We start from the raw sequence: 17,500 nt of genomic DNA on the forward strand, positions 1-17,500 counted from the left end.
GTCGACGTAGCACGGCGCGGGATAAAAGCTTACGGCAGGAGATATCATGCCGAGCATAGACGCCCTCGCCGATCGCTTATCGACCTACCTCGGCAACGACCAGGTCAACCTGGTCCGCCGAGCGTATTTCTACGCCGAACAAGCCCACGACGGCCAACGCCGCCGTAGCGGCGAGGCGTACGTCACGCACCCACTCGCGGTTGCGAATATTCTTGCCGACATGCACATGGACCATCAGAGCCTGATGGCTGCAATGCTGCATGACGTGATCGAAGACACCGGTATCGCCAAGGAAGCGCTGCAAGCGCAGTTCGGCGAAACCGTGGCCGAACTGGTCGACGGGGTCAGTAAACTGACCCAGATGAACTTCGAGACCAAGGCCGAGGCACAAGCCGAAAACTTCCAGAAAATGGCCATGGCCATGGCCCGCGACATTCGCGTGATCCTGGTCAAGCTGGCCGACCGCCTGCACAACATGCGCACCCTGGAAGTGTTGTCCGGCGAAAAACGCCGACGCATCGCCAAGGAAACCCTGGAAATTTATGCGCCCATCGCCAACCGGCTGGGCATGCACGCCATCCGCATAGAATTCGAAGACCTCGGCTTCAAGGCCATGCACCCGATGCGTTCCGCGCGGATCTACCAGGCGGTCAAACGCGCCCGGGGCAACCGCAAGGAAATCGTCAACAAGATTGAAGAGTCCTTGAGCCACTGCCTGGCCATCGATGGCATCCAGGGCGAGGTCAGCGGCCGGCAGAAACACCTCTACGGCATCTACAAGAAAATGCGCGGCAAGCGTCGGGCCTTCAACGAGATCATGGACGTCTACGCGTTCCGGATCATCGTCGACAAGGTCGATACCTGCTACCGCGTGCTGGGCGCTGTACATAATTTGTACAAGCCACTGCCGGGACGCTTCAAGGATTACATCGCGATCCCCAAGGCCAACGGCTATCAGTCGCTGCACACCACGCTGTTCGGCATGCACGGCGTACCGATCGAGATCCAGATCCGCACCCGCGAAATGGAAGAGATGGCCAACAACGGCATCGCCGCCCATTGGCTGTACAAGTCCAGCGGTGACGAGCAGCCGAAAGGCACTCATGCCCGCGCCCGCCAGTGGGTCAAGGGCGTGCTGGAAATGCAGCAACGCGCCGGCAACTCACTGGAATTCATCGAAAGTGTGAAGATCGACCTGTTCCCGGACGAGGTCTACGTGTTCACGCCCAAAGGCCGGATCATGGAGCTGCCCAAGGGCTCTACGGCGGTCGACTTCGCTTACGCGGTACATACCGACGTCGGCAACAGCTGCATCGCCTGCCGGATCAATCGTCGACTCGCGCCGCTGTCCGAACCGCTGCAAAGCGGCTCCACGGTCGAGATCGTCAGCGCTCCCGGCGCGCGGCCGAACCCGGCCTGGCTCAACTTCGTGGTCACCGGCAAGGCGCGCACGCACATCCGCCACGCACTGAAGCTGCAACGCCGTTCCGAATCCATCAGCCTCGGCGAACGCCTGCTGAACAAGGTCCTCAACGGTTTCGACAGCGCGCTGGAGAAAGTCCCGGCCGAACGCGTCAAGGCCATGCTTATCGAGTACCGTCTCGAACTGATCGAAGATTTGCTCGAAGACATCGGTCTGGGCAATCGCATGGCCTATGTGGTGGCCCGCCGACTGCTGGGCGAAGGCGAACATTTGCCAAGTCCGGAAGGCCCGCTGGCGATTCGCGGCACCGAGGGCCTGGTGCTCAGCTACGCCAAGTGCTGCACGCCGATCCCGGGCGACCCGATTGTCGGTCACCTGTCTGCCGGCAAAGGCATGGTCGTGCACCTGGATAATTGCCGCAACATCAGCGAAATCCGGCACAACCCGGAAAAATGCATCCAGCTCTCGTGGGCCAAGGATGTCACCGGCGAATTCAACGTCGAGCTGCGCGTCGAGCTGGAGCACCAGCGCGGCCTGATCGCCCTGCTGGCCAGCAGCGTCAACGCGGCCGACGGCAATATCGAGAAAATCAGCATGGACGAACGCGATGGTCGCATCAGCGTGGTCCAGTTGGTGGTCAGCGTGCACGACCGCGTGCACCTGGCCCGCGTGATCAAGAAACTGCGCGCCTTGTCCGGGGTGATTCGCATCACCCGCATGCGTGCATAGCTCGCCAACTCATTACAAGGAGTCATACATGACCAAGACTGTTATCACCAGCGACAAGGCCCCGGCCGCCATCGGTACTTACTCCCAGGCGATCAAGGCTGGCAACACCGTTTACATGTCGGGTCAGATTCCCCTGGACCCAAAAACCATGGAACTGGTTGAAGGCTTCGAAGCCCAGACCGTCCAGGTGTTCGAGAACCTCAAGGCCGTGGCTGAAGCCGCTGGCGGTTCGTTCAAGGACATCGTCAAGCTGAACATCTTCCTCACCGACCTGAGCCACTTCGCCAAGGTCAACGAGATCATGGGCAAGTACTTCGACCAGCCTTACCCTGCCCGCGCCGCCATCGGTGTAGCAGCCCTGCCAAAGGGTTCGCAGGTTGAAATGGATGCCATCCTGGTCATCGAGTAATGCGTGCGGCGCAGCCCAAGGCTGCGTCGACTGCTCTGCTGTAAAGAAAGTTTGAAAGGATTTCACCATGCGCAACGCGCTTGCTCTCTCGCTGCTCGCCCTGTTCCTGGGCGGATGTGCCAGCAACCCTGCCGACCGTGACATCAGCGGCACCTGGATCAACCAGATGGCGATTGACGCTGCATCCAAAGGTGTCCCCCTGCGCGAAGCGCTCCAGGCCAATGGCCCGAACCTGGAATGGGACATCAACACCAAGGCTGGTCAGGCCCGCTACACCAACGGTTTTGAAAATGTCGACGGCAAGCTGCTGGGTGAAGAGTCCGGCGCCTGGAAAGTCGACTTTTATGGCAGCTCGGCCAGTGAGTTGAAGCGTGACGGCAAGCAACTGAGCCAGTCCGCCAGCGACAATGAGCCTGAGCAAGTCTTCGACCGCGTACAGATCCAGGTACCGGATGGCGCACCGATGGGCGCCAGCTTCGAACGTGCGCTGTATTCAGCCTACATGGGCGGCGGCTGGACAATCGTCAACGGCCCAGGCGAAGGCAACACGGTTCAATTCCAGGCCGATGGCCAGGTGACCGGCCTGCCAGGCAGCGACCGCTATGCGCTGTGCCTGGCCGGCGATTGCGCATCCATGAGCGGCGGCAACGACAACATGTGGCTGCAACAAAATGGCCAGGGCAACGCCTGGATCTTTGCGCGAAAGGGCAAAGAGCTGGAGATTTTCCAGACCGTGAACACGGCGCAGGCTGACGAGATGCCCTCGTTTACGCCGGGCGAGCGCAAGTGGTTGCTCGAGAAGCAATAACCTACGCATAACCCATGTGGGAGCGAGCCTGCTCGCGATGGCGGCATGACAGTCAACGATGATGTTGAATGTTATTGCCTCATCGCGAGCAGGCTCGCTCCCACAGTTGTTTCAGGGTGCCTGAAGGTCAGCAGCGCCCTTCAATGATCGCCGCATACCCCTCGCGAAAACTCGGGTACTTCGGCGTCCAGCCCAAGGCTTTAGCCCGCGCATTACTGCAGCGTTTGCTGCCAGTGCGACGCACGCTGTCGTCATCGGCCCATTCAGTCACACCCAGATACTCACGCAACCAGCCCACCACATCGGCCAGCGCTGCCGGTGCGTCATCGACGCCGATGTAGATATCATCCAGCGCCACACCACGTCGATCCGCCTCAAGCAGGCACGCTATCAACCCCGCGGCATCGTCCGCATGAATCCGGTTGGCATACAACGGTGGTTCGACCGCTACGCGATAACCCCGGCGCACCTGCGTCAGCAGCCATTCACGGCCAGGGCCGTAAATGCCGGTCAAGCGCACGATACTGGCCGCAATGCCGCTTTTAAGGGCAAGTTGCTCGGCTTCGAGCATCACACGTCCGGAATAACCTGCCGCCACGGCTGGCGAAGTTTCGTCGACCCACTCGCCCTCCTGTTGCCCGTAAACACTGCTACTGGAAACAAACAACAGGCGATTGGGCACCTGCCCGTAGTCGTTCAGCCACTCCAGCACATGCTCCAGGCCCTGGACATAGGCAGCACGGTAACCGGCTTCATCGTGATCGGTGGCCGCCGCGCAATACACCAGGTAATCCACGGCGCCAATTGGCCAAGTGGCCGGGCAATCTTTGTTGAACAGGTCACCAGCAACACCGATAACGCCGTTGGGCAGGCGTGAAACGTCGCGTCGCAGACCATGGACCTCCCACCCCGTCGCCAGCAATTGTGTGGCCAGGCGGCTGCCGACATCACCGCAGCCGGCGATCAAAACAGTAGGCGCAGACATCAGAAAACTCCCATCGGAAAGCCACAGACTAGCGCCGGCAATAGATAGGCGGCTAGCAATGCAGGAAAAAAAGAGACGCTATTACTTCTGTTAACAAGAATTAATTGCAATAATGCGCCCCACTTTTGTTCTCGGCCTTTCGAGGCCTGGAAGAACATCACCCGTTTTTTCTCTCAGGTCCGGCCAGCATGACACGTAATCAATTCTCCGCTTCGCCAACCAAACGACCTCGCGCCTGGAGCGCGGTGGCCGCCCTGCTCCTCAGCCTGATGCTCGCGCCAGTCGCCGCTTTCGCCGATGCCCAGGCGCCAGCCACACCAGCCGCCACCGCACCTGCTCCGGCCGATCACGCCACACCGGTCGCTGCTCCGGGCGCGACCGATCCGGCCCAGGCCGCACCGGCAGAAACGCTAGGTGAAGACGCCCCTGAAGTCCTCGAAGCCGACAACACCCTGGGCATGGCCCATGACCTGTCGCCGTGGGGCATGTACAAGAACGCCGACATCATCGTAAAAATCGTGATGATCGGCCTGGCCATCGCCTCGATCATCACCTGGACCATCTGGATCGCCAAGGGTCTTGAGCTGATGGGCGCCAAGCGTCGTCTGCGCGGTGAAATCGCCCAACTGAAAAAATCCGCCTCCCTCAAGGAAGCCAGCGCCACTGCGGCGAAGGAAGGCACCCTGGCCAACCTGCTGGTGCACGACGCCCTCGAAGAGATGCGCCTGTCGGTCAACAGCCGCGAGAAGGAAGGCATCAAGGAACGCGTGAGCTTCCGTCTTGAGCGCCTGGTCGCGGCCTGCGGTCGTAACATGAGCAGCGGCACCGGCGTACTCGCCACCATCGGTTCCACTGCCCCGTTTGTCGGCCTGTTCGGCACCGTTTGGGGCATCATGAACAGCTTCATCGGCATTGCCAAGACCCAGACCACCAACCTCGCCGTCGTCGCTCCCGGCATCGCCGAAGCCCTGTTGGCTACCGCGCTGGGCCTGGTTGCAGCGATCCCTGCGGTCGTGATCTACAACGTCTTTGCCCGCTCCATTGCCGGTTACAAGGCTCAGGTGTCCGACGCGTCGGCACAGGTCCTGCTGCTGGTCAGCCGCGACCTCGACCACCAGCCTGAGCGCAGCTCGCAACCGCACATGGTGAAAGTGGGGTAATCGGCCATGGGCCTGCATTTGAAAGAAGGGGCAGACGACGATCTGTCCGAAAACCACGAAATCAACGTCACGCCGTTCATCGACGTGATGCTGGTGCTGTTGATCATCTTCATGGTGGCGGCCCCGCTGGCCACCGTGGACATCAAGGTCGACCTGCCCGCCTCGACCGCCAAGCCGGCGCCGCGGCCAGAGAAACCGGTGTTCCTCAGCGTCAAGGCTGACCAGCGCCTGTTCCTCGGCGAAGACGAGGTGAAAGCCGAAGCACTCGGCGCCACGCTCGACGCCAGGACCCAGGGCAAGAAAGACACGACGATCTTCTTCCAGGCCGACAAAGGCGTGGATTACGGCGACCTGATGAGCGTGATGGACAACCTGCGCTCCGCCGGTTACCTGAAGGTGGGTCTGGTCGGTCTCGAGACGGCAGCCAAGAAATGATCACGACGCGCCATAAGCTGACGCGTTACAGCGGTAGCCTGGCAGTAGTGCTGGGTGTTCACGCGCTGGCCATCGCGCTGGCGCTGAACTGGTCCGGCCGTCCGCCCATCGAATTGCCCCCTCAGGCAATGATGGTCGAACTGGCACCGGTTCCTGCCCCGCCACCGCCTGCTCCGCCGAAGGTCGTCACCCCGCCGCAGCCACCGGCTCCGGTTGAAGAACTGCCGATACCCAAGCTCGCCGAAGCGCCGAAAGCTGAAATTGCCGTGCCCAAGCCGGTCAAACCCAAGCCGAAGCCGCAGCCGCCCAAGCCGGTAGAGAAGAAACCCGAACCGCCGAAAGAAAAGCCGGCCGAAGAGAAACCGGCCGAAACGCAACAGACTCAAACGCCAACGGAGAAATCCGCCCAGCCTGCGCCCGGCCCTTCGTCAGCTCAACTGGCGGCCAAGGCCAGCTGGCAAGGCACCTTGCTGGCGCACCTGCAGAAGTACAAGAAGTACCCTGCAAGTGCCCAGGCGCGGGGCAAGGAAGGCATGAACCGTCTGCGTTTCGTCGTGGATGCCGAAGGCAATGTGTTGTCGTTTGAGCTGGTCGGCGCCTCGGGCACTGCCGATCTGGACCGGGCCACCCTGGAAATGATCCGCCGCGCTCAACCGCTGCCCAAACCACCGTCCGACATGCTGACCAATGGCTCCATCGAAATTGTTGCCCCCTTTGTTTACTCGCTGGAAAAACGCCGGCGTTAACAATCAAAAGATCGCAGCCTTCGGCAGCTCCTACACAGGTTGATGTAATCCCTGTAGGAGCTGCCGAAGGCTGCGATCTTTTTTGCCTTTCGCATTGCCCGGTGTCACTCGACACGTACAGTCTGATAACGTGCGTCTATCGATTGCAGCCGGTATGCTTGGCCCGCAACTTCATGGACGCTTGCTATGACTCTTACAGAATTACGCTACATCGTTACCCTCGCCCAAGAGCAGCACTTCGGCCACGCGGCCGAGCGTTGCCACGTCAGCCAGCCGACCCTTTCGGTGGGCGTGAAAAAGCTTGAAGACGAACTCGGTGTGCTGATTTTCGAGCGCAGCAAAAGCGCCGTGCGCCTGACCCCGGTCGGCGAAGGCATCGTCGCCCAGGCGCAGAAAGTGCTGGAACAAGCCCAGGGCATCCGCGAACTGGCCCAGGCCGGCAAGAACCAACTGACCGCCCCTCTGAAAGTCGGCGCGATCTACACCGTCGGGCCGTACCTGTTTCCGCATCTGATTCCGCAACTGCACCGGGTCGCCCCGCAGATGCCGTTGTACATCGAAGAAAACTTCACCCACGTGCTGCGCGACAAACTGCGCAACGGCGAGCTCGACGCGATCATCATCGCCCTGCCGTTCAATGAAGCCGACGTGCTGACCCTGCAACTCTACGACGAGCCGTTCTACGTGCTCATGCCAGCACAGCACCCGTGGACGCAAAAAGATTCCATCGACGCCAGCCTGCTCAACGACAAGAGCCTGCTGCTGCTCGGCGAAGGTCACTGCTTCCGCGATCAGGTACTGGAAGCCTGCCCGACCCTGACCAAAGGCAACGACGGCGCCAAGCACACCACGGTGGAATCCAGCTCCCTGGAAACCATTCGCCACATGGTCGCATCCGGCCTGGGTATTTCGATCCTGCCGTTATCGGCAGTCGACAGCCATCACTACGCCCCCGGCGTGATCGAAGTGCGCCCGCTCTCGGCACCCGTACCCTTCCGCACCGTGGCCATTGCCTGGCGCGCCAGCTTCCCGCGTCCGAAGGCGATTGAAATCCTCGCCGACTCCATTCGCCTGTGCTCGGTGGCCAAGCCAGCGGCACAAGTCGCTGCGGGCTAAGCACCGGTCATGAGCGAGTTGTCGCAAGTGTCGGTGACGGCACTCAAGGGTGTCGGCGAAGCCATGGCCGAGAAACTGGCCAAGGTCGGCCTGGAAAACCTCCAGGACGTGCTGTTCCACCTGCCCCTGCGCTATCAGGACCGCACCCGTGTCGTCCCGATTGGCGCATTGCGACCCGGACAGGACGCGGTCATCGAAGGCACCGTCAGCGGCGCCGACGTGGTCATGGGCCGTCGGCGCAGCCTGGTGGTTCGACTGCAGGACGGCACCGGGGGCTTAAGCCTGCGTTTCTACCATTTCAGCAACGCGCAAAAAGAAGGCCTCAAACGCGGCACGCGGATTCGCTGTTACGGCGAAGCGCGGCCCGGCGCTTCGGGGCTGGAGATCTACCACCCGGAATACCGCGCCATCACTGGTGACGAACCGCCGCCGGTGGATGAAACCTTGACCCCGGTCTACCCGCTCACCGAAGGCCTGACCCAACAGCGCTTGCGCCAGTTGTGCATGCAGACCCTTACCCTGCTCGGCCCCAGCAGCCTGCCCGACTGGCTGCCGAACGAACTGGCCCGCGACTACCAATTGGCGCCGTTGGCCGATGCGATCCGCTACCTGCACAACCCGCCCGCCGATGCCGATGTCGATGAGCTGGCCCTCGGTCACCACTGGGCGCAGCACCGTCTGGCCTTCGAAGAACTGCTGACCCATCAATTGTCGCAACAGCGTCTGCGCGAAAGCATGCGCTCCCTGCGTGCACCAGCGATGCCCAAAGCCACCCAACTGCCGGCCAAATACCTGGCCAACCTCGGCTTCAACCCGACCGGCGCCCAGCAACGGGTCGGCAACGAAATCGCTTATGACCTCAGCCAGCACGAACCGATGCTGCGGCTGATCCAGGGCGACGTTGGTGCCGGCAAAACCGTGGTTGCTGCCCTCGCTGCACTGCAAGCGTTGGAGGCCGGTTATCAGGTCGCCCTGATGGCGCCCACCGAGATTCTCGCCGAGCAGCACTTCATCACGTTCAAGCGCTGGCTCGAACCACTGGGCATCGAAGTCGCGTGGCTGGCCGGCAAGCTCAAAGGCAAGAACCGCGTGGCTGCGCTGGAGCAAATCGCCAGCGGCACACCGATGGTGGTTGGTACTCACGCGCTGTTCCAGGACGAAGTGCAATTCAAGAACCTCGCGTTGGTGATCATCGACGAGCAGCACCGCTTCGGCGTGCAGCAGCGTCTGGCCTTGCGGCAGAAAGGCGTCGGCGGGCGCATGTGCCCGCATCAATTGATCATGACCGCCACGCCGATTCCGCGCACGTTGGCGATGAGCGCCTACGCAGATCTCGACACCTCGATCCTCGACGAACTGCCACCGGGCCGAACCCCGGTCAACACCGTGCTGATCACCGACACCCGGCGGGTCGAAGTCATCGAGAGGGTGCGTAGCGCCTGCGCCGAGGGGCGTCAGGCCTATTGGGTTTGCACACTGATCGAAGAGTCGGAAGAGTTGACCTGCCAGGCCGCCGAAACCACCTATGAGGACCTCACCGCAGCCCTCGGCGAATTGAAGGTCGGGCTGATCCACGGCCGCATGAAGCCTGCAGAAAAAGCCGCGGTGATGGCCGAGTTCAAGGCCGGCAACCTGCAACTGCTGGTCGCGACCACGGTGATCGAAGTGGGCGTGGACGTACCCAACGCCAGCCTGATGATCATCGAGAACCCCGAGCGCCTGGGTCTGGCGCAACTGCACCAGTTGCGCGGCCGCGTCGGCCGGGGCAGCGCCGTCAGCCATTGCGTGCTGCTCTACCATCCGCCGCTGTCGCAAATCGGCCGTCAGCGCCTGGGCATCATGCGCGAAACCAACGATGGTTTCGTCATCGCCGAAAAGGATCTGGAACTGCGTGGCCCCGGCGAAATGCTCGGCACCCGGCAAACAGGTTTGCTGCAATTCAAGGTCGCCGACCTGATGCGCGATGCCGATTTGTTGCCCGCCGTACGGGATGCCGCCCAGGCATTGCTCGAACGCTGGCCGACCCACGTCAGCCCGCTACTCGACCGCTGGCTGCGTCACGGGCAGCAATACGGCCAAGTGTAAGCACCGTCGCAGTTTCCGGGCCATGGGTTTGAGCAAGCTGGTTATACTCCTGCAATTGTTTTGAAACGGATACTGTCCATGACCGAAGTTGCCCTCGCACCCGCCACCCCGCACGCTCCGTCGGTTATTCGGCTGATGCTGGGCAAGTTGGCCATTGCCTACGAAGAAGTGCTGGACCATCACGGCCTCAATGCCGCGCGCAAAGTGCAGGCCGTTCTGCTGGATGACAGCGTCGGCGCGTTGATGGTGTTGTTCCCGCAGAGCCAGTTGCTCGACCTCAATCGCCTGACCGAACTCACCGGTCGCCGCCTCACTGCCGTACCCGTCGAACGCCTGGAAAAAATGCTCGGCAAGCACAACCTGAGTCTGTTGCCCGGCCTGCCGGCGCTCACCAGTTCGCCATGCCTGTACGAAGAAAGCCTGCTGCGCGAACCAAAGCTGCTGGTCAATTCCGGTGAGCCGGGCGTGCTGCTGGAAATCTCCAGCGAAGACTTCAAGACCATGCTGACCAAGGCCAGCGCCGCCAACTTCGGCGAAAACCTGACCAGCATCCGTCCCAACCTCGACCGCCCCGATGACGACCGCGAGGAAATCACCCAGGCCGTCCAGGCGTTCACTGCTCGGCGTATCCAGCAGCGCCTGGAAGCGACCATCGAGATTCCACCGCTGGCCGAAACCGCGCAAAAAATCATCAAGCTGCGCGTCGACCCCAATGCCACCATCGACGACATCACCGGCGTGGTCGAAACCGACCCGGCGCTGGCTGCACAAGTCGTGAGCTGGGCCGCGTCACCGTACTACGCCTCACCGGGCAAGATCCGTTCAGTGGAAGACGCCATCGTGCGCGTACTGGGCTTCGACCTGGTGATCAATCTGGCGCTGGGCCTGGCCCTGGGTAAAACCCTGAGCCTGCCCAAGGACCACCCGCAACACTCCACGCCGTACTGGCAGCAATCGATCTACACCGCCGCCGTCATCGAAGGCCTGACCCGCGCCATGCCGCGCGCCCAGCGCCCGGAAGCCGGCCTGACCTACCTGGCCGGCCTGCTGCACAACTTCGGCTACCTGCTGCTGGCCCACGTGTTCCCGCCGCACTTCTCGCTGATCTGCCGCCACCTGGAGGTTAACCCGCACCTGTGCCACAGCTTTGTGGAACAACACCTGCTGGGCATCAGCCGTGAACAGATCGGTTCGTGGCTGATGCGCTACTGGGACATGCCCGAAGAACTGGCCACCGCCCTGCGCTTCCAGCACGATCCACACTACGACGGCGACTTCGCTGAGTACCCGAACCTGGTCTGCCTGTCGGTGCGCCTGCTGCGCAGCCGAGGCATCGGCTCAGGCCCCGACGAAGACATCCCCGACGCCCTGCTCGAACGCCTTGGCCTGAGCCGCGAAAAAGCCAACGACGTGGTCAGCAAAGTCCTCGAGGCCGAAATGCTGCTGCGCGAACTGGCTTCGCAGTTCACCCAAGGCTGAAAAGCATCGCGAGCAGGCTCGCTCCCACAGGATTTAGGTGAGCCCTGTGGGAGCGAGCCTGCTCGCGATGAATATCACTCGGTCTACCTGAAAGACCTCAAGCCTTGGGCTTGGCCTTCTTCGGCTTCAAATACTTGGTCAGCCCCTGGAACCAGATCACCAGCGCCGGGTTGCCCTTGATCTGAATCGACTTGTCCTGAATCCCCGTCATGAACGCCAGTTGCTTGTTCTTCGCCTGCATCGTGGCAAAGCCGTACGCGGCGTCTTTAAAGGCAATCGCAAACGCAGGCTCGGCATGCACACCCGATTGGCTGGTGATGCGCTGGTCCTTCACGCGGAAATGCCGCGCCACTTTCCCGTCCAGGGTCTGCAGCTGAAACACCAGGTCCTTGTCACCCAGCTGCTGCTGAAACGCCGGACTGGTCCGGCTGGCCTTACCCATCAACAAACCCAGCATCCACAGCAGAAAACGAAATTTCATGTGCACAGCCTCAAGAGAAAAATGAACGGCCGGAGCAGTTTAACGGCTTCAGCTGATAACACCAGTATCCAGCTGCATTAGGAGAAGATCATCACCATTACCTGCACGATGACTACCAAGTCACAATTATCAACACATCACTCCGGCCACTCCACACGCCACTTCTGTACCTGAAGAAACACATTCTGTAGGAGCTGCCGAAGGCTGCGATCTTTTGATCCCCCCACCCTACAAACCTATCGGAAACCTCCTTCAAAATGCTGCGCTATACATGAACTAGGCGAATTTTGAATTCATCGATAACCTCTGATCGTCACCACCAAAAACGGCGACCGGATGTGCAAGTCCGAAATCGGGAGCAAACTTCTTAACCAAGGATTTACACCAATGACTCCGATACCCGACGCATCCGAAAACGAAGCCACATCCCCCTACGAATCCCTCGATTCCAAAAAACTCCACGAAGCCGCCGAACGCGCCCAGGATCACTATCTCGCCCCACCAAAACAAACACCAACGAAACGCAGCGGCCAACTCTTCAGTGTCTGCCCGGACATCAATACCGAAGCACTCCTGGCCAACACCTCGGAAGATCTGCTGTCCATCAGCGCCATCGCCGCTGACCTGGCCGATGATGTAGACGGCTCGCGCCGCTCAGTAACCCTGGCGATCAGTCGCATGGCTGAAGGGACGCATTTGCTGGTAGAGCGGGCGCTGGATCATCTGGATGAGCCGCAAATGGCGGCGATTCTCGCCAAGCAACAAAGCGGGCTCGGCTGATTCGCCACCCACAAAAAATGGGCACCCAACCCTGGTTGGCGTGCCCATTTTTTATTCCACTCCCCCGCTACGCGAGAGGTGAAAACGGCTTACGGATTAACGCTGTCTTTCAACGATTTGCCTGGCTTGAACGCAACTGTGTTGCTGGCCTTGATTTTGACGGGTTCGCCGGTTTGCGGGTTTTTGCCGGTACGGGCACCGCGATGGCGTTGCAGGAAGGTACCGAAGCCCACCAGCGTCACGCTGTCTTTGCGGTGCAGAGCACCGGTGATTTCTTCAAGAACGGCGTTGAGAACGCGGTTGGCTTGTTCTTTGGTGAGGTCTGCTTTTTCAGCAATGGCTGCAGCGAGGTCTGGTTTACGCATGTGAGTGAAGCCCCTTTGACGGTTTGTTGTTGTTATGTCCGTGCTGCTCTCTGCGGAGCAGCGCCAAAAGCGCCGCAGGTGCTCTACTCTGCGGCAGACGGGAGTGAGGATGGCACGCAGTGAGGCCCCGCGCCAGTATCGGCGCGGCCATTGTTAGGGCAAAAGGGGGGTGATTCCGACAGAACGACCGGTATTTACGCCAACAGAGCCGGAAGCTCTTTGTTCAGGGCCAGTTTTTCCATCACGGCGGCACCGGTGAGGGCGTAACCGAGCAGCTTGCCCGCGGCATCGCGGCATAACACCTTGATGTCGGCGCCCTGCCCTTCGACTGTCCAGATGCCCTCTGCGCCCCGTGGCGGCGGGGATACCACCAACGGGCAGACCGGGGTTTTGACGGTGATCGGCATCGGGCCATAGGTGACGGCGGTCGGATTGCCGGCGAGGGTTTGCGCCAACGCTCGCGCACAGCTCATCAGGGGCATCACGTATAGCAGGTTCAACCCGTCGACCTCGGCGCAGTCGCCCAGGGCGTAGATGTTGGCGTGGGAGGTCTTCAGGTGCCGGTCGACCATGACGCCGCGGCTGACCTGCAGACCGGCCGCAGCCGCGAGGTCGACCCGTGGGCGCAGGCCGATGGCCGAGACCACCACGTCGCACGGGATCACCTGGCCATCGGACAGGTGCGCTTCCAGGCCATCCGCCACGCGTTGCAGGCGGTTGAGCACCGGCCCGAGGTGGAAGCGCGCGCCGAGGCTTTCGAGGCCTGCCTGCACCGCAGCGGCGGCCGCCGGGTGCAACAGGGTCGGCATGACTTGCTCGCACGGCGCAACCAGTTGCACTTCGTAGCCGCCCAGGGTCAGGTCGTTGGCGAACTCGCAGCCGATCAGGCCGGCACCGAGCAGCAGCACGCGGCGCTTGCCGGCTGCCGCCGCACGGAAGCGTGCGTAGTCTTCCAGGTCGTTGATAGGGAAGACGCAATCCGCCGCGTCGCCTTCGATGGGCACGCGCACGGTTTCGGCGCCCCAGGCCAGGATCAAGTCGCGGTAGATCACCGCTTCTTCACCGATCCACAGGCGTTTGTGGCCCGGGTCGATGCCGCTGATGCGCGTGTGGGTGCGTATTTCGGCCTTGAGCTGCTCGGCCATGGCGCCGGGTTCGGCCATGCTCAGGCCATCGGCATCCTTGTTTTTGCCGAAGCCGGTGGAGAGCATCGGCTTGGAGTAGGAGCGTCCGTCATCGGCGGTAATCAGCAGCAGCGGGGTTTCGCTATCGAGTTTGCGAAACTCGCGGGCCACGTTGTAGCCAGCCAGGCCGGTGCCAATGATGACGACAGGTGCGTTCATTCCTTACTCCTCAATTATTCAGGCAGCGATTTCGATCATTTCAAAATCCATTTTGCCCACACCGCAGTCCGGGCACAGCCAGTCTGCCGGCACGTCTTCCCAACGAGTGCCCGGCGCAATGCCGTCATCCGGCCAACCATCGGCTTCGTTGTAGATCAGGCCGCAGACGATACATTGCCACTTTTTCATTCAGATACTTCCTCAGGGTTCAGGCGTTTTGCCGGCCGAACGGTCGATGGTTGTAGCACTGCCGTCCAACTCAGCGCGTTTTGTACTGATCGGGGCCGCTGGATGCAAGCCTGTTCGGCGCAACGGCAGGCCATTTCAATCGATATCGGCGGCTGACATGTTAAGCTCGCCGCCTCATTTGCTGCCAATAATGACTCATTGTGCATCACACAGAATCCCCCTCTCCAGCTCCTCTCTGGCTCTCGCGCAGCGAACTGGCGCCCCTCCCCGATGCCTCCACCCTCGACTGGCTGTTCGACGAAGGCTCGCTGACCAGACGTCTGATTCATCTGTCGAATGATGCCTTCAGCGTCTCGCCGATGTTCGAAGGCTGGCAACCCCTGCGTGCCGACGAATGCGCAGCGCTGGATCTGGCCGAAGGCAGTGAGGGTTGGGTGCGTGAGGTGTATTTGCGCGGTCACGGCCAGGCGTGGGTGTTTGCCCGCAGCGTGGCGTCACGCAGTGCATTGCAAGGCGACGGCTTGCACATGGACGAACTGGGTAGCCGCTCGCTGGGCGAATTGCTGTTTTGCGATCAGGCGTTCCAGCGCCGGGCCATCGAGGTTTGCCATTATCCGCAAGCGTGGCTGCCCGCCGAGGTGCAATCGCCTGAGCTGTGGAGCCGCCGTTCGCGTTTTGACCGTGGCGCGCTGAGCGTGCTGGTGGCCGAAATTTTCCTGCCTTCCCTCTGGGACGTCGCCTGCGCCCAATCGGAGAATCGTTGATGTACCAAAGCCTGCTCAAGTCCTTGAACCGCTTGAACCCTCGGGCCTGGGATTTCATTCAGCTGACGCGCATGGACAAGCCGATCGGCATTTACCTGCTGCTGTGGCCGACGCTGTGGGCGCTGTGGATTGCCGGCAAGGGTTCGCCGTCCCTGGCCAACATTTTGATTTTCGTCCTCGGCGTGGTGCTGACCCGCGCCGGCGGCTGCGTGATCAACGACTGGGCGGACCGCAAGGTCGATGGCCATGTGAAGCGTACCGAACAGCGGCCGCTGGTGAGCGGCAAGATCAGCTCCAAAGAGGCGCTGGTGTTCTTCGCATTGCTGATGGGCGTGAGTTTCCTGCTGGTGTTGTGCACCAATGCCGCAACGATCTGGCTGTCGTTGGGCGGCCTGGCGCTGGCGTTCAGTTACCCGTTCATGAAGCGCTACACCTATTACCCGCAAGTGGTGCTGGGCGCGGCGTTTTCCTGGGGCATGCCGATGGCGTTCACTGCAGAAACCGGTGAACTGCCGGCTGTTGCGTGGCTGCTGTGGATCGCCAACCTGATGTGGACGGTGGGTTACGACACGTATTACGCGATGACTGACCGCGATGACGACCTGAAGATCGGCGTGAAATCCACGGCGATTCTATTCGGCGATGCAGACCGGGTGATCATCCTGAGCTTGCAAGGCTTGGCGCTGGGCTGCCTGTTGCTGGCCGGGTCGAAGTTCGAGCTCGGTGGCTGGTTCCATCTCGGCTTGCTGACGGCGGCGGGCTGTTTTGCGTGGGAGTTCTGGTACACCCGAAGCAAAGACCGGATGCGCTGTTTCAAGGCGTTTTTGCACAATCACTGGGCGGGTTTGGCGATTTTCGTCGGGATTGTGCTGGATTACGCGCTGCGTTGAAGCATCAAAAAGATCGCCGCCTTCAGCAGCTCCTGCAGAGCAACGAAGGCAGCGATCTGGTGTGGCAGGCTACAACCGTTACATATGCTCGTGAACGACGTGCCAGACGTCTTTCTTCTTGTCGCCCTTCATTTCTCCGGCTTTCTTGTCGTCCTTGTAGTAGTACAGCGGCTTGCCGCCATAGGCCCATTGCATCATGCCATCGTCACGCTTGACGACTGACCATTTACCTTCAGCCTTGGCACCTGCCGGCGCCATCATTGGCGGCCAGTACTCAGCGCACTCGCCGTTGCACATCGACTTGCCTCCCGCGTCCTTGTCGTACGTGTAGACCGTCATGCCTTTGTGATCGACCATCATGCCGTCTTTCATCATCGCCGGTTCAGCGGCAAAGGCTAGTGTCGGCAGCGTTAACGCAGCAGTGACCAGCAAAGCCTTCCAGGATTGAGCAATGTAGTTCATGGAAACCTTCCTTTTGTGGTTGTCAGGATTCGGACTTAGAGCTTAGCTCAGGATCCAGCCACTCGCCGGTCGACTAAAATACTGTCACACGACTGCAATAATTCCGTTATCTAATGCGGCGCAAGACAGTTAAATGACAAGAGGATTAAGGGCATGGTTGGCAGGAGCATTCTGATCGTCGACGACGAAGCGCCTATTCGCGAAATGATCGCCGTTGCGTTGGAAATGGCCGGCTATGACTGCCTGGAGGCTGAAAACTCCCAGCAGGCCCACGCCATTATCGTCGACCGCAAACCGGACCTGATCCTGCTCGACTGGATGCTGCCCGGCACATCCGGCATCGAGCTGGCCCGTCGCCTCAAGCGCGATGAACTGACCGGGGACATCCCGATCATCATGCTCACCGCCAAGGGTGAAGAGGACAACAAGATCCAGGGCCTGGAAGTTGGCGCCGACGACTACATCACCAAACCGTTTTCCCCCCGTGAGCTGGTCGCGCGCCTGAAGGCCGTGCTGCGCCGTGCTGGCCCAACCGATGGCGAGGCGCCAATCGAAGTCGGCGGCCTGCTGCTGGACCCGATCAGCCACCGCGTGACCATCGACGGCCGTCCTGCCGAGATGGGCCCGACCGAATACCGCCTGCTGCAATTCTTCATGACCCACCAGGAGCGCGCCTACACGCGTGGCCAGTTGCTGGATCAGGTCTGGGGCGGCAACGTCTACGTCGAGGAGCGTACGGTTGACGTGCACATTCGACGCCTGCGCAAAGCCTTGGGCGATGCTTACGAAAATCTGGTACAAACCGTGCGCGGCACTGGCTACCGGTTCTCGACCAAGGCCTGATGATCGCA

General features: G+C 61.0%; 19 protein-coding genes. 13 read left to right on the forward strand and 6 right to left on the reverse strand.

What is annotated here, in order from left to right:
• The first annotated feature begins 46 nt into the window (after nt 1-46).
• The 3 genes from spoT (at nt 47) to AC1D19_RS09520 (ending at nt 3,369) form a co-directional block, all read left to right on the forward strand.
• Nucleotides 47-2,152, forward strand: coding sequence for a bifunctional GTP diphosphokinase/guanosine-3',5'-bis pyrophosphate 3'-pyrophosphohydrolase (gene spoT / locus AC1D19_RS09510; RefSeq protein WP_477763044.1), 2,106 nt, complete (start codon nt 47-49; stop codon nt 2,150-2,152).
• Between the two features lie 28 nt (nt 2,153-2,180).
• Nucleotides 2,181-2,561: a RidA family protein gene (locus AC1D19_RS09515; RefSeq protein WP_003229509.1), complete on the forward strand. Its 381-nt coding sequence runs from the start codon at nt 2,181-2,183 to the stop codon at nt 2,559-2,561.
• A 67-nt stretch (nt 2,562-2,628) separates the two neighbouring features.
• Nucleotides 2,629-3,369, forward strand: a complete 741-nt coding sequence (locus tag AC1D19_RS09520) for a hypothetical protein (RefSeq protein ID WP_477752263.1) — start codon at nt 2,629-2,631, stop codon at nt 3,367-3,369.
• A 127-nt stretch (nt 3,370-3,496) separates the two neighbouring features.
• Here the strand turns inward: AC1D19_RS09520 and AC1D19_RS09525 are convergent, their stop codons facing one another.
• Nucleotides 3,497-4,354: an SDR family oxidoreductase gene (locus AC1D19_RS09525; RefSeq protein ID WP_477763045.1), complete on the reverse strand. Its 858-nt coding sequence runs from the start codon at nt 4,352-4,354 to the stop codon at nt 3,497-3,499.
• Between the two features lie 188 nt (nt 4,355-4,542).
• Here AC1D19_RS09525 and exbB point away from each other — a divergent pair, with 188 nt between their 5' ends.
• The 6 genes from exbB to AC1D19_RS09555 all read left to right on the forward strand — a co-directional run bounded on the left by exbB (nt 4,543) and on the right by AC1D19_RS09555 (nt 11,375).
• Entirely contained in the window at nt 4,543-5,514 is a 972-nt protein-coding gene (gene exbB / locus AC1D19_RS09530; protein ID WP_477763046.1) for a tonB-system energizer ExbB, read from the forward strand.
• A gap of 6 nt (nt 5,515-5,520) precedes the next feature.
• The gene (gene exbD / locus AC1D19_RS09535; protein WP_007975187.1) at nt 5,521-5,949 is read left to right on the forward strand and encodes a TonB system transport protein ExbD; all 429 of its coding nucleotides are present in this window, start codon (nt 5,521-5,523) and stop codon (nt 5,947-5,949) included.
• Nucleotides 5,946-6,695 carry an energy transducer TonB family protein gene (locus AC1D19_RS09540; protein ID WP_477763047.1) on the forward strand — a complete coding sequence of 250 codons (750 nt, stop codon included), beginning with the start codon at nt 5,946-5,948 and terminating at the stop codon, nt 6,693-6,695. The genes exbD and AC1D19_RS09540 overlap by 4 nt, the downstream gene beginning before the upstream one ends.
• A 186-nt stretch (nt 6,696-6,881) precedes the next feature.
• Nucleotides 6,882-7,811, forward strand: coding sequence for a LysR substrate-binding domain-containing protein (locus AC1D19_RS09545; RefSeq protein WP_477763048.1), 930 nt, complete (start codon nt 6,882-6,884; stop codon nt 7,809-7,811).
• Nucleotides 7,812-7,820: 9 nt separating this feature from the next.
• A complete protein-coding gene (gene recG, locus AC1D19_RS09550; protein WP_223460471.1) occupies nt 7,821-9,896 on the forward strand; it encodes an ATP-dependent DNA helicase RecG in 2,076 nt (691 codons plus the stop codon).
• A 78-nt stretch (nt 9,897-9,974) separates the two neighbouring features.
• Nucleotides 9,975-11,375 carry an aminoacyl-tRNA deacylase and HDOD domain-containing protein gene (locus AC1D19_RS09555; protein WP_477752258.1) on the forward strand — a complete coding sequence of 467 codons (1,401 nt, stop codon included), beginning with the start codon at nt 9,975-9,977 and terminating at the stop codon, nt 11,373-11,375.
• Nucleotides 11,376-11,472: 97 nt separating this feature from the next.
• On the opposite strand, the gene AC1D19_RS09560 is transcribed toward AC1D19_RS09555, so the two are convergent.
• Nucleotides 11,473-11,856, reverse strand: a complete 384-nt coding sequence (locus AC1D19_RS09560; protein WP_477763049.1) for a helicase — start codon at nt 11,854-11,856, stop codon at nt 11,473-11,475.
• Nucleotides 11,857-12,243: 387 nt separating this feature from the next.
• Here AC1D19_RS09560 and AC1D19_RS09565 point away from each other — a divergent pair, with 387 nt between their 5' ends.
• Nucleotides 12,244-12,636: a DUF6124 family protein gene (locus tag AC1D19_RS09565; protein WP_477763050.1), complete on the forward strand. Its 393-nt coding sequence runs from the start codon at nt 12,244-12,246 to the stop codon at nt 12,634-12,636.
• A gap of 89 nt (nt 12,637-12,725) precedes the next feature.
• Here AC1D19_RS09565 and AC1D19_RS09570 read toward each other — a convergent pair whose 3' ends face one another.
• The 3 genes from AC1D19_RS09570 to AC1D19_RS09580 form a co-directional block, all read right to left on the reverse strand.
• Complete coding sequence (locus tag AC1D19_RS09570) at nt 12,726-13,001, reverse strand: HU family DNA-binding protein (protein WP_003195589.1); 276 nt, start codon at nt 12,999-13,001, stop codon at nt 12,726-12,728.
• Nucleotides 13,002-13,195: 194 nt separating this feature from the next.
• Nucleotides 13,196-14,344 (reverse strand): NAD(P)/FAD-dependent oxidoreductase, encoded by a 1,149-nt coding sequence (locus AC1D19_RS09575; protein ID WP_218431562.1) that lies wholly within the window; start codon nt 14,342-14,344, stop codon nt 13,196-13,198.
• Nucleotides 14,345-14,362: 18 nt separating this feature from the next.
• Entirely contained in the window at nt 14,363-14,533 is a 171-nt protein-coding gene (locus AC1D19_RS09580; RefSeq protein WP_007995385.1) for a rubredoxin, read from the reverse strand.
• Nucleotides 14,534-14,733: 200 nt separating this feature from the next.
• Between AC1D19_RS09580 and AC1D19_RS09585 the strand changes: the two genes are divergently transcribed.
• Both AC1D19_RS09585 and ubiA read left to right on the forward strand, forming a co-directional pair.
• Entirely contained in the window at nt 14,734-15,297 is a 564-nt protein-coding gene (locus tag AC1D19_RS09585) for a chorismate--pyruvate lyase family protein (RefSeq protein WP_477763051.1), read from the forward strand.
• Nucleotides 15,297-16,187, forward strand: a complete 891-nt coding sequence (gene ubiA, locus AC1D19_RS09590) for a 4-hydroxybenzoate octaprenyltransferase (protein ID WP_477763052.1) — start codon at nt 15,297-15,299, stop codon at nt 16,185-16,187. Before AC1D19_RS09585 ends, ubiA begins: the two co-directional genes overlap by 1 nt.
• A 78-nt stretch (nt 16,188-16,265) precedes the next feature.
• Here ubiA and AC1D19_RS09595 read toward each other — a convergent pair whose 3' ends face one another.
• Nucleotides 16,266-16,649, reverse strand: a complete 384-nt coding sequence (locus AC1D19_RS09595) for a COG4315 family predicted lipoprotein (RefSeq protein WP_477763053.1) — start codon at nt 16,647-16,649, stop codon at nt 16,266-16,268.
• Nucleotides 16,650-16,802: 153 nt separating this feature from the next.
• Here AC1D19_RS09595 and phoB point away from each other — a divergent pair, with 153 nt between their 5' ends.
• On the forward strand, nt 16,803-17,492 hold the full coding sequence (phoB, locus tag AC1D19_RS09600; protein ID WP_003229608.1) for a phosphate regulon transcriptional regulator PhoB: 690 nt from the start codon (nt 16,803-16,805) through the stop codon (nt 17,490-17,492).
• Nucleotides 17,493-17,500 lie beyond the last annotated feature (8 nt).

The organism is Pseudomonas sp. P1_C12 (assembly GCF_056406435.1).